This is a genomic window from Streptomyces sp. NPDC001204 (assembly GCF_053598035.1).
On record NZ_JBSFJL010000015.1, the window covers coordinates 67,792 to 80,454 of the forward strand.

Annotated in this window: 8 protein-coding genes; 2 read left to right on the forward strand and 6 right to left on the reverse strand. The window is 69.7% G+C overall.

Going from position 1 to position 12,663, the window contains the following annotated elements:
* Positions 1-30 precede the first annotated feature (30 nt).
* Positions 31-975: a serine/threonine-protein kinase gene (locus tag ACWC91_RS21430; RefSeq protein WP_450639905.1), complete on the reverse strand. Its 945-nt coding sequence runs from the start codon at positions 973-975 to the stop codon at positions 31-33.
* A 709-nt stretch (positions 976-1,684) separates the two neighbouring features.
* Here ACWC91_RS21430 and ACWC91_RS21435 point away from each other — a divergent pair.
* A complete protein-coding gene (locus ACWC91_RS21435; RefSeq protein WP_450639907.1) occupies positions 1,685-3,571 on the forward strand; it encodes an ATP-dependent nuclease in 1,887 nt (628 codons plus the stop codon).
* A gap of 694 nt (positions 3,572-4,265) precedes the next feature.
* Here ACWC91_RS21435 and ACWC91_RS21440 read toward each other — a convergent pair.
* From ACWC91_RS21440 to ACWC91_RS21460, 5 genes are all read right to left on the reverse strand, one after another.
* Positions 4,266-5,186 (reverse strand): ROK family protein, encoded by a 921-nt coding sequence (locus tag ACWC91_RS21440; protein ID WP_263638611.1) that lies wholly within the window; start codon positions 5,184-5,186, stop codon positions 4,266-4,268.
* Between the two features lie 62 nt (positions 5,187-5,248).
* Positions 5,249-7,027 carry a dipeptide ABC transporter ATP-binding protein gene (locus ACWC91_RS21445; RefSeq protein WP_281156203.1) on the reverse strand — a complete coding sequence of 593 codons (1,779 nt, stop codon included), beginning with the start codon at positions 7,025-7,027 and terminating at the stop codon, positions 5,249-5,251.
* Positions 7,024-7,923, reverse strand: a complete 900-nt coding sequence (locus ACWC91_RS21450; protein WP_281156202.1) for an ABC transporter permease — start codon at positions 7,921-7,923, stop codon at positions 7,024-7,026. The genes ACWC91_RS21445 and ACWC91_RS21450 overlap by 4 nt, the downstream gene beginning before the upstream one ends.
* Positions 7,920-8,879, reverse strand: coding sequence for an ABC transporter permease (locus ACWC91_RS21455; RefSeq protein ID WP_141356626.1), 960 nt, complete (start codon positions 8,877-8,879; stop codon positions 7,920-7,922). Before ACWC91_RS21455 ends, ACWC91_RS21450 begins: the two co-directional genes overlap by 4 nt.
* 188 nt (positions 8,880-9,067) lie before the next feature.
* Positions 9,068-10,882, reverse strand: a complete 1,815-nt coding sequence (locus tag ACWC91_RS21460) for a peptide ABC transporter substrate-binding protein (protein WP_450639909.1) — start codon at positions 10,880-10,882, stop codon at positions 9,068-9,070.
* Positions 10,883-11,194: 312 nt separating this feature from the next.
* On the opposite strand from ACWC91_RS21460, the gene ACWC91_RS21465 reads away from it, so the two are divergent.
* Complete coding sequence (locus ACWC91_RS21465) at positions 11,195-12,442, forward strand: ROK family protein (protein ID WP_450639910.1); 1,248 nt, start codon at positions 11,195-11,197, stop codon at positions 12,440-12,442.
* The last annotated feature ends 221 nt before the right edge of the window (positions 12,443-12,663 follow it).

Genomic DNA, 12,663 nt, shown 5'->3' on the forward strand with positions numbered 1-12,663 from the left:
CTCCTGGGATCGTGCCGCGGTTCGCTCTGGCTAACGCGGCACGACCGGTCCCTGGGGTACGAGGAACGGCCGCCGGGGATCCTCCGGCGGCATCCTGCGGATCGCGAGTGCCGGATCAGGAACCGGCAGGTACGGGGAAAGAGCCGCGTACACTTCCGCCGCACCGCCAGGACGATCCTCGGGACGCTTGGCAAGCAGCGCTTGCAGCAGGTCCTGGAGCGCGGCCGGGGCCTCGGCACCGCAGTCGGCCAACCGGGGCGGGGACGCGGTGAGGTGCAGGGTCACCAGCTCGGCGGGACCCTTGCCGTGGAAGGGAGGCCGACCGGTGAGCATGTGGTGCAGCAGGCATCCCACCGCGTACAAGTCACTGCGACCGTCCAATGGTTTCTCACCGGCCAAGAGCTCGGGCGACGCGTAGGACACATTGCCGAGTGTTTCGCCCGTCATGGTGAGCCGCGGGTCGGTGTCAGAGAGGACCTTCACGAGACCGAAGTCAAGAATCTTCACCAGACCGCTCGTGCGGACCATCACGTTCTGGGGCTTGAGGTCGCGGTGCACCAGGCCGGCAGCATGCGCGGCGGACAGCCCCGAGCACATTTGCGCGGCCACGGAGACGGCCGCGGGCGCGGACAGGCGCCCACCGTCGGCGCCGTCGATGACGTTGTCGAGGGTCGTCCCGTCGACGAGTTGCATCACCAGGCAGCAGATGTCCTCGGTGACAGCGGCGTCGTACACGGTGGTGATGTTGGCGTGGTCCAGACGAGCGGCGGCCTTGGCCTCCCTCTCGAAGCGCGCCAGGGCGGTGGGGCGCCAGTCCGGCAGGGCCAGAAGATCCGCAGCAACGGTCTTGACCGCCACCGGCCGCTCCAGATACACGTCCGTCCCCTGCCAGACATGCCCCATCGCTCCTCTGCCCAGCATCCGGTCCAGCCTGTACCTGCTACGCAGAACCTTGCCCGCGGCGAACTGCTCCACGTTCACTTCCCTCGGTGAGCCCCAGTGGCATGTCGATGCGCGGGCAGCTTGGCAGAGGCCGCCGTCGGCAGCCCGCACGGAGGAACGCGACCAGTCCCGCGCGTACCAGGAAGATTCTCCTGGACAGCGGAGACCAGCTCTCACGGAGGTGATGCCTGGTCACCCGAGCCGTGAAGCGGCTGGTTACGCGCTACCGAATGCTCTGCAAGAGATTCCCTGTGGCAGTAACGGTCCAGCACGACCAAAGGAGATGAGCTGCTGGGGCAAGGCCGCCAGACAGGCTTCACCAGCAGGGACAGCCTTTCCGTCTCATGGTCTGGCGAGCCGAGCACCTTCCTGACCGAGGCGGGCGTCACCGCCGACTGATTCCTTGAAGACCGTCACCACACCGAAGCGCACTGCCGTTTCGGTGTGGCACTCCTCTGCGTCCCCAAGCGACGCCGCACCCCCATGGACACGCTCCCTGACGGGCCTCGGTAATCACTGCACCCACAGTAGATTGACAGTGCTTTCACTGACATGGTTAGGTGTTCATGCTTCCGATGGCGGCTGGGGGACCCCAGAAGCACTCGTCACCACATGCCCGAGGGGATCCCCAGCGCCAACGCGTCGCCCTTGTCGACGCCCCGCCACCGGATGCCATGACCTGCGGTCCAAAACCCGTTCCCCCAGAGCCGGGCATTCCGTTCCTTCACACGTCAGGAAAACCGTGAAGATCAAGCGAGTCCTCATCGAGAACTTCTGCTGCCTTCGCAGCCTCGACGTCTCCTTCGACTCCATCACGTCGCTCATCGGCCCGACGGGTGTCGGCAAGTCCACCGTGCTGCGCGCCCTGGACTGGTTCTTCAACGGCGAGAAGGGCGGCGGCCTCGGTGAGGAGGACGTCCATTCGGCGGCGAAGACCAAGCGGATCCGCGTGGAGGTCGAGTTCGACGGTCTCACCGCGTCCGACAGTGCCGCGCTCGGCCACTACGCGCCGGAGGGCGTGGAGAGCCTGCGTATCTGGCGCACTTGGGAGAACGGGGAGGACCGGATCACGGGCAAGGCCCTGGCCTATCCCCCCTTCGAGCGGATCCGGCAGAGCGCCGGCAACCGGGAAAGGACGGCCGCGTACAAGGCTTTGCGCGACCAGGACCCGGCACTCGGCCTGCCCGCCGTCCGCAGCTGGGACGCCGCCGAGGCGGAGATGCGGGCCTGGGAGGCGGCGCACCGGGAGCGGCTCACCGAGGCCGAGGTCGAAGGCACGCAATTCTTCGGCTTCGCCGGCCAGGGACTGCTCGGCAAGCTGATCGACTTCGTCTTCATCTCCGCCGACCTGCGCGCCTATGAGGAGACCGACGACAACAAGGCCTCCGTGGTGGGCCGGATCCTCGAGCACGCGGTCGACCGCTCAGAGGCGGAAGCACAGTTCACGGCCATCGACGAGGACGCCCAGGTCGCCCGCGAGAAGGTGCACGAGGAGATTTACGGGCCGGTGCTAGCGAAGTTGTCCGACGCCCTCTCCCAGGAGGTCGGCCGGTTCACCACCGGGCGGCACGTCGTCGTCACACCGACGGCCCACGTCCCGAAGCGGGCAAGGACCGCTTTCGCTGTCAACATCCGCGACGGCGCGGCCCTCACGCCGGTACGGCGACAGGGGCACGGATTCCAGCGCGCGCTGATCATCGCCGCGCTCAGGTATCTCTCGGAGCGCCGCCGCCCAGAGAGCGGCACACGTTCCCTGTGCCTGGCGATCGAGGAGCCGGAGCTGTTCCAGCACCCGGCACAGACCAGGGTATTCGCGCAGGTACTGCGTAGCCTGGTCGAGTCGGCCGAGGACCAGACCCAGGTGATGTACGCGACGCACAGCCCGGTGTTCATCGACCCGAGCGACTACCAGCAGGTCCGCAGGCTGTACCGCGCCGTGGGCGGCGACCATCCCGAGGTGTGCCTGCGCGGACTCACCGAGGAGGAGCTGCGTCAGTCGCTTGACGGCCACGTGAAGGAGAAGTCGATCGCCCGCCGGGGGGCTACCCGCTACGTGAAGAATCTCGCCGAGGCGCTGTTCGCCAACGTCGCCATCGTGGTCGAGGGCGCGACGGACGAGAGCGTCCTCGTCGCCTTCGCGGAGCGTCAGGGACTCCACCTCGGAGCCGAAGGCATCTGCGTAATGAATGCGGAGGGCAAGGACAACATGATCCTCTGCCACGCCATCCTCTCGGGCCTCGGTGTCCGCTGCTACCTCGTCTTCGACGCGGACACCGGGCCGAAGAACCTCACCGATGCTCAGAAGGAGGACAGGGTGCGGGAATCGGCAGGAAAGAACACGAAGATCCTCGGCTACTTGGGAATTCCGGCCGAGGCACGTCCCACGACCAGGAGCGAAGCGACCCACACGGTCTTCGAGGACGACCTCGACACGTACCTCAAGGACGCCTGGCCTGCATGGAACGCGCGCCGCCAGGAGTTGATCGCGCAGGGCACCGGGTACGTCGACGGCAAGCACGTGCCGACGTACGCGGAGGCCGCGCGCTCCGCCGACGGTGAACCGAAGCTGCTGCACGCGTTGCTGGAGAACGTGAGGGACATGGCTGCGCAGCCGACGCCCCGGACGTAGCCCCACTTGGCCGCTATGGGCCCACCGTCCCTACGCCCCGTTATCCGCCACACGACGCTACCTTCAAGGTCCTCCCCGGGTAGGGATGGTCCCCACCCCCGCATGGTGTGAGCGCAGCCGCTGACCGCCACGGCCGTCCGCCCGGCACCTCTGAGTCCAATCGATGCGCAGATCGCGGCGGTGTTCCGAACGGGGCGCCGACTGGGCCACCTTCCTGTGGTCTCCTTGGGGCCGACGCCGTACGTCCCGCGGATCAGCCGGACCCCGGGTGCTCCCGCCCTCGAATCCGCTGCCGGAGCCGGGCGGGCCGGCCAGGCCGGCGATTTCGCCGCACTCACCCCACTGCCCGATCGCGCTGGATTTCGCCGCCGCTGCGCCGGACGGTGACTTGTGTCGGTGGACCAGCTCCACGGGCGCACCAGCGCCCCGGCGACACCCACGACAAGACGAGACCACGACCATAACGTCGAGGCCCTCGTCACCGTACCGTCAGTGGTTGTGTCCGAGGGGGGAGTTGACCGCCAACGATACGCTCGCGGTGGCGCAAGGACGGCTCTGGTAAACACGGTCCACCCGCCCGGCCGGGTGGCGCGAGGCGAGGACAATGCTCACACGCCGGCTCCACGCGTACCCGGGCCGCCATGCCGGTGTGGTCCGCGGGTTGGGCCCGCGGACTTCGGGGGCTGGTGGGTCCCTACGCCGTCGCTCTCACCTCCGTACCCAGTTCGCGTCGGGCGCGGGCGGCGGCACCGACCGGGACTGCGTCGGAGGCCAGGGCGGCCTGGACCAGGCGGACGGGGTGGCCGCTGACCGGGGGGTCGACGGCGAGGGCGGACAGGATGACCGGCTCAAGCAGGGGCCAGGCGCGGCTGACGCCGCCGCCGACGACCACCGTGGTGATGTCGACGACGCCCGCCGTGATGACGATCGCGCGGGCGATGCCCGCTCCCGCGGCGCGGTACACCGCGAGAGCGTCCTCGTCGCCGTGGGCAGCGGCCTCGGCGACTTCGCGGGCGGTGAGGCGGTGGCCGGTGCGGTCGGCGTAACGAGCCCCGATGGAGCGGCCGGAGGCCAACGTCTCCAGGTGGCCCCGGCCGCCGCAGGAGCAGGGCAGGTCACCGAAGCCGGGGATGTGCCCGATCTCGCCGGCCGCGCCGTGCGGACCCGCGTACAGGGAGCCGTTGGTCCACAGAGCGCCGCCGACGCCGGTCCCCAGGGTCATGCCGAGGACGTCGGCCTCGCCGCGCACCGCTCCGCCGCAGACCTCCCCGTAGAGGAAGGCGTTGACGTCGTTGTCCAGGAAGGCCGGGACGCCGAGGGCCTCCTCGACGGCGGCGGTGACGGCGAAGCCGGCCCAGCCGCGGAAGGAGTCGCTTGCGACCAGGATGCGGCCGTTCGCGGAGTCCACCACCCCGGCGGCGCCGATTCCGGCGCCCACCAGGCGGCCCGGGGTGCGGGCCAGCAGCGGGGCGAGCGCGTCGAGCGCGGCGCCGACCATGGCCCGGCCGCCCTCGAGCGCCGGGGTGGCGGCCTCCGCGCGGTCGAGGACGGTCAGGTCGTCCGAGCAGACCACCACCTGGGTGGTGGTGCCGCCGATGTCGATGCCGGCGAACAGCGGCCGGAGGGTGCTGGGAATGGCGGGGTCCTGCGGGGTGTAGGGAAAGAGAAGAGGTCCGGTCACGCCTGGGCCTCCGTACGGCCGGCCGCGAGGGTGGCCAGGCGTTCGGCCCTGCGGCCTCGCTGCACCACCGGGTCGGGCACCGGCACGGCGGCCAGCAGACGGCGTGTGTAGTCGGTCTCCGGGTGCAGCAGGGTCGTCCCGGTGGAGCCCTGCTCCTCGATGCGGCCGGCGCGCATCACGACGACGCGCTGCGCGAAGTGCTGTACGACGGCGAGGTCATGGGAGACGAACAGGCAGGCGAAGCCGAGTTCGCCCTGGAGTTCGGTGATGACCTCCAGGACCGCTTCCTGCACGCTCACGTCGAGCGCGCTGGTGGGTTCGTCTGCGACCAGCAGCCGGGGTTCCAGGATCAGGGCTCGGGCCAGGCTGACCCGCTGGCGTTGTCCGCCGGAGAGTTCGCGGGGCGCACGCCGGGCGAGTTCGCGTGGCAGCCGGACCCGGTCGAGGACGGCGGCGACCTTGGCCTGCCGGTCCTTGGCGGACAGGTCGCGACGGTGCACCCGGAGGGGTTCGGCGATGCACTCGCCGACGGTCATCCGAGCGTCGAGGGAGGCCACCGGGTCCTGGAGGACGACACCGATACCGGCCCGCAGGGCGCGGCGGGCCCGGGCGCGGGTGCGGCCGAGGTCGGCGCCGAACAGGGAGACGGTGCCGGAGGTGGGCGGGATCAGGCCGAGCGCGACCCGGGCGGCGGTGGACTTGCCGGAGCCGGACTCGCCGACCAGGCCCAGGGTCTCCGCCGGCCCGACCCGGAACGACACTCCGTCGAGGGCGCGTACGGCGGCCTTGCCGCGGCCGAACACCACGTTGAGGTCACGCAGTTCGACCACCGCTTCGCCCTCGGGGCCGCCGTGCCCGGCAGGCGAGGCCGACGGCTCGGCCGCGGAACGGTTCGTCTGGGCCGGGACGGACGCGGCAAGCCGGCCGGTGCCGTCTGCGGCCTCGGCGACGGACAGCCGGGGCACGGCGGCCAGCAGGCGCCGGGTGTAGTCGTGGGCGGGGCGCAGCAGGACGTCCTCGACCGGTCCGGTCTCCACGATCTCGCCGTGGTACATGACGGCGACCCGGTCCGCGAAGTCGGCGACGACGCCCATGTTGTGGGTGACGAGCAGCACGCCGGTGCCGGTCTCGACGGCGAGCCGGCGCAGCAGGTCGAGGATCTCGGCCTGCACGGTCACGTCGAGGGCGGTGGTCGGCTCGTCGGCGATGAGCAGGCCTGGCTCGTTGGCGATGGCCATGGCGATCACGACCCGCTGACGCTGTCCGCCGGAGAGCTGGAACGGGTAGGCGTGGGCGCGCTTCTCCGGTTCGGGGATGCCGACCCGGCGCAGCAGTTCGACGGCCTCGGCGGCGGCGCCCTTGGCGGACACCTCGCGGTGGTTGCGGATCACCTCGGCGATCTGCTTCCCGATCCGGGTGAGCGGGTCGAGCGCGGTGGCCGGCTCCTGGAACACCATGGAGACGGTCTTGCCGCGCAGCGCCGCGAGGCCGTTCTCCGAGGCGCCGACGATCTGGGTGCCGGCGATGACGGCGCTGCCGGTGGCGCGGGCGTTCCCGGCGAGCAGGCCCATCGCGGCGAGCGCGATGGTCGACTTGCCGGAGCCGGACTCGCCGACCAGGGCCAGCGTCTCGCCCGGCCGGACCTGGAGGGACACGCCCCTGACCGCGGGTACGTCGCCGGTCTCGGTGGTGAAGACGACGCCGAGGTCGTCGAGTTCGAGGATCGGGCCGGACGCCGCGGTGCGGGCGGCGGAGCCCTTGGTGGTGGCGGTCATCCGCGTCCCCTCACATCGAATGCGTCGCGGAGCCCGTCCCCGATCGCGTTGAACGCCCACACCACCAGGATGATGGCCAGGCCGGGCGGCAGGATGAGCCACCAGTAGCCGGAGTAGGCGGCGGTGAGACCGGCGGAGAGCATGCCGCCCCAGTCGGTCTGCGGCGGCCTGACTCCCATGCCCAGATAGGAGACGTAGGCGACCAGCAGGATGGCGTCGGCGACCTGGAAGGTCGCGGCGACGATGATGGTGGACACCGAGTTCGGCAGGATGTGGCGCAGGATCGCCCGGGCGTGGGTGCCGCCGATGGCGCGCAGGGTCAGGACGTAGTCCCGGTTCTTCAGGGTCAGTGTCTCGGCGCGGACCAGCCGGGACGGCACCAGCCAGGACACCAGGCCCAGGATGAGGACGAGACCGGTCAGACCGGGCGTCGTGATGGCGGAGACCACCAGCAGGATGAACAGCGCGGGGATGGCGATGCCGGCGTCGACGATCCGCATCATCACGGCGTCGATCCAGCCGCCCGCGTAACCGGCGGCGGCGCCCCACAGCGTGCCGATGACGGTGGCGAGGACGCCTGCGGCGAGGCCGACGATCAGGGAGACCTTGCCGCCGTACATCAGCCGGCCCAGCTCGTCGTGGCCGACGGCGTCGGTGCCGAGCCAGTGCGCGCCGCTCGGGGCGAGGTTGACCTGCTGAAGCATGGTGTGGGTCTGGTCGGTGGAGTACACCAGCGGACCGGCGAAGCAGAACAGGATGAAGAGGACCACGACGGCGAGTCCGACGACGGCCAGCTTGTTGCGCAGGAAGCGGCGGACGGCGAGTCGTGCGCCGGAGGCTTCACGTGGCCCGGCGGCCTTCGTCGGGGCCATGTCCGGCTGGATGACGGCGCTCATGCCCGGCCTGCCTTCACTCGGGGGTCGATGATCCGCTGGACGATGTCGGCGAGCAGGGTGCCGACGACGGTGGCGACGGCGATCACCAGGACGCAGCCCAGCAGGACCGGGTAGTCGGAGGACTGCGCAGCGGTCCAGAACAGCAGCCCCATGCCGGGGTAGTTGAAGAGCTGCTCGACGACCAGGGCACCGCCGAAGAGCACCGGCACGTAGTAGCCGAGCATGGCGACCACGGGCGTCAGCGAGTTGCGGAACACGTGCCGCCACAGGATGGCGCGGGCGCGGGAGCCGCCCGCCCTGGCCGTGCGGACGTAGTCCTCGGAGAGGTTCTCCAGGGTGGCCGCCCGCATGTAGCGGCTGAACACCGCGACCATGGAGGCCGCGCCCGCGACCACCGGCAGTACCAGGGCCTGCGGTTCGGAGAACACCTGGCCCAGCGTCTCGCCCTGCGGAGCCTGCGACGGGAACCACGCCAGCGCCTGACTGAAGACCAGTACCAGGATCAGCCCGAGGAAGTACACGGGCGTGGAGTAGGCGATGAAGCTCAGCGTGGTGATGACGTAGTCCACCGGCTTGTTGCGGCGCACGGCCTGCCACATGCCCATCGGGATGGCGAGGACGAGGCCGACGAGAGCCGACAGCACGGTGAGGACCAGGGTCTTCGGCAGCCGCTCGGTGATGAGCTGGGAGACCGGCTCGTTGAGGGTGTACGAGGTCCCGAGGTCCCCGTGCAGCAGTTGGCCGAGGTAGTAGAAGTACTGCACGGGCAGGGGCTTGTCGAGACCCTGTTCGTGGTTGAAGTGGGCGATCTGCTGTGCGGTGGCCTGCGGCCCGAGGATCCCGCGCGCGGGGCCTCCGGGCAGGGCGTGCAGCAGGCCGAAGACGACGATCGTCACGATGACGATCACCGCGACGGCCTGGAGGACACGTCTGATCAGGTACGAGGAAGTACTCATGTGTTTTCCGGTCGCTTCGTGTCTGTGGCGCGCGCGGGCGTCACCTGGGCATGGACGTCACTGCGACGTGGGTGCCGGCGTGGCGGGTGCCGGTGTGGCGCCGGCGCGCGAGGGGTGCGCGCGGGTCCCGCGGCGGCCCGGCCGGGTGGCCGGGCGACTCCGCAGGCCCGCGCGGGCACCGACCGGGCTTACTTGGTCCACTTCCACATGGCGGGGTGGAAGTTGGCGAGGGAGTCCTGGGCGAAGCCGCCGAGGCCGTCCTTGACCACGGAGATCTGGTAGTCGGGCTCCGGCAGCCAGACCACGGGGAGGTCCTTGGCGAGCGCGGCGCTGTACTTCTGCACCGCCTCGTTCGAGGAGGACGTGGTGGTCTCGGTGATCAGCTTGTCGACCTCGGCGTTGGAGTAGTTGCCGAAGTTGGAGCCGCCGCCGGTGGCGAACAGTGAGTCACCGCTCGGGTAGGCGGGGAAGTACCAGCTGCCCGCGGTGCCGAAGAAGGACAGCTGCCACTTGCAGCTCGACTGGTCGGCGGTGCACTGGCCGGCCTGCGACAGGACGGAGTTGACGGGGGCGGTCTTGATGCCGAACTTGATGCCGGTCTTCGCGAACGACGACTGCAGCGCGCTCATCATGTTGTCGGTCACGGTGGAGCCGGACTGGGACAGCACCTCCATCTCGAACTTGGTGCCCTTGTCGACGCCCGCGCCGCACTGGTTGTCGCCGGTGCCGGGGCTGGTGCACACCATGGTGCCGCCCTGCTCGGTCCAACCGTGGTCGGTGAGCAGCTTCTTCGCCTTGGCGGTGTCGAAGGGGTACGGGTTGTTCTTCTGCTCCGAGGAGACGAAGGACGAGTCCTGGCCCTGCGGGATCGGGCCGTAGGTGGAGACGGCGGTGCCGTTGAAGACCACCTTGGAGAGGGTGGTCTGGTCCACCGACATCTGGATCGCCTGGCGGGCGTACAGCTGCTTGAACGCCGGGCCCATGGTGGGGTTGTTGAAGTTGTACGGCAGGTAGGTGATCGCCCAGCCGGTCCACGGCTTCACCGAGTAGCCCTTGGCCTTGAAGGACGACTCCTGACTCAGGTCGGTGGCGTTGATGTAGCCGTAGTCGACGGTGCCGGCGCGGAGGGCGTTCACCTCGGCCTCGGTGGTGGTGAACGGGAGCAGGTTGACGTTCTTGATGTTGGCCTTGCCGCCGCCGTCGTACTTCGCGTTGGCGGTCAGCTCGACCTTGCCCGCGGTGGAGAACGACTTGATGGTGTACGGGCCGCTGACCGTCTTCCACAGCGGGTCGGTCGCGTAGCCGGAGATCTTCTTGGCGGCGTTGTTGAGGTACGTCCAGACCTTCTTGGCGCCGGCGGCGGTGCGGTCCAGGTCGGAGACGGCGCCGGAGTCGCTGGTCTTGTCCCAGACGTGCTGCGGCATCGTGCGGATCATGCTCAGCTCGTTGGCGAGCATCCACTCCTGGTTGTACGCCTTGTCGAAGGTGATCGTGAAGTGCGTGGGGTCGATCGTCTTGAAGGAGGTCCAGTTGTCCGGTGCCTTGCCCGGGCTGTAGCTTGCCCAGTCCGCCTTGTTGGCCTTGACCAGGTTGAACCAGAACTCGACGTCGCGCGAGGTGATCTGCTTGCCGTCGCTCCAGTGACGATCGCCGAGGGTGATCGTCACGCTCTTGCTGTCCGCGGCGAACTTCGCGTCGGTGGCCAGCGAGTTGTCCTTGTTCCAGCCGACCTTGCCGGTGGAGCCGTCGTACGCGATCAGCGGCTCCCAGACGGCCTGGGATATGGAGGAGTTGTTGGTGTTCAGGTGCGAGGCGGTGCCGACCGGGAGGATCCAGTTCGGCGTGAAGTTCGCCGGGAGGGCGTAGTTGATGGTGTCCGACGACGCCGAGCCCGAGGACGAGGTACCACCGCCGGAACAGCCGGTGAGCAGCGCGCCGGTGGTGACGGCGGCACCCGCGACGAGGGCCCAGCGGCGGCCGGCCGCCGTGTGAGCAAGGAACATGGCTCTCCTCAGAGTGAAAGGACCCGTCCCGGGAGACCGGGTCGGCGCCGCGGGGTCGGCGCTGTGTACGGCCGACAGTCAACGACGGACTCGCCGAACAAACAAACAAGAATTAGTAAAAAGTAAGTTTCTACAGCCTCGACAAAAGTCACATCCATCCACTCCAGGCGTCTCAGGCAGTGTCTATGCGTCAATTTGAGGCGATTTCACCTGCATCGACACTCCCCAACTTTCTTCATGGAACTGTTCCCCGCCCGCCTGGACGGGCGTACTGTCTCCGTCACACCCACCGTTGCGGAAGTTACTTCGTACATGACTGAAATAAGTGCACGGGACCGCAAGACCACCAAGGGCGTGTCCCCGAAGGGCACGGCCACCCTCGCCACGCGGGTCCTCGAACTCGTCGCCTCGGGCCAGGCGTCGTCCCGCGCCGAACTCGCGGAACTCCTCGGCACGGCCGCCTCCACCATCTCCCTCACCGTGGCTCAGTTGGTCGAGCGCGGGCTCATCGCCGAGGAGGGCACCCAGTCCTCCACCGGCGGCCGCCCCCGCAGGGTCCTCAGGGCGGGCAGCAACGACGAGTACGCCGTCGCCGCCGACGTCGGCGGCCGGCATGCCCGGATCGGTGTGGTGCTCCCGGGCGGCGGTGTCCGTGGCGTCGCCAACGTCCCGTTCGAGGTCGCCGACGGTCCCGAGGCCGCCCTGCCGAGGCTCGTCGAGCACCTGGAGTCCCTCGCCGAGCAGCGCGGACGCGACCGGCTCCGGGGCGTCGGGCTCTCCCTGCCCGGGCCGGTGGACGTCGCCTCCGGCGCCGTCGTCCTGCCGTCCCGGATGCTCGGCTGGAACCGCTTCCCGGTCGCCACTTGGCTGGAGGACCGCTTCGGGGTCCCGGCTGCCGTCGACAACGACGCCAACTGCATGGCGGTCGGCGAGCAGAGCGTCCGACCCGCCGAGCACCGGCAGTCGATCATGGTGAAGATCGGCTCGGCGATCGGTGCCGGCGTCATCGCCGACGGTCGCCTCTACCGGGGCGCCACCGGAGCCGCCGGCGACATCACCCACATCCGCATCGACGGCGGCGCCGACATCCCCTGCTCCTGCGGCAACACCGGCTGCCTGGAGACGGTGGCGTCCGGCGCCGCGCTCGTCCGCATCCTGCGCGAACGCGGTCTCGACGTCGCCAGCCCCGAGGACGTGGTGCGGCTCGCCACCGACGCCGACCCGGAAGCCACCCGCGCCGTCCGCAGGGCAGGCGACCACCTCGGCCAGGTGCTCGCCGCCAACGTCAACTTCTTCAACCCGGACGCCGTCTACCTCGGCGGCATCCTCTCCACCCTCGAACCGTTCGTCGCCGCGGTGCGCAGCAAGCTCTACGAGAGCTGCCACCCGCTGGTGACCCAACACCTCACCATCGAGCGGGCCAGTCTCGGCGCCGACGCCGGCCTGGTCGGCGCCGGACTCTTCGCCCTGCAGCGCGCCCTGACCCGCGCCCTCGGCGACATCGGCCACACCACCGGCGCCGACCGGCAGCACACCGCCGCAGGCCGCGGAGGGATCTGACGCTGCTGCAAAAAGCCTGGCAGTCACGGAAATTACTCCGCGCACACGGCGACGTACCCGCCCGGTAACCGCAGCCCGTACCCCGGCTCCCGGACGATCCCCCGGTCCCGGCCCCCGAGCCCTGAACCCAGGGGTCTGTCCAGGGGCCACTCCCGAAGTCCCCGCACCCGCCCAGATATCGAAGTCCGCGGCACGCCCCCTCGTGGGGGGCCGCGGAACGA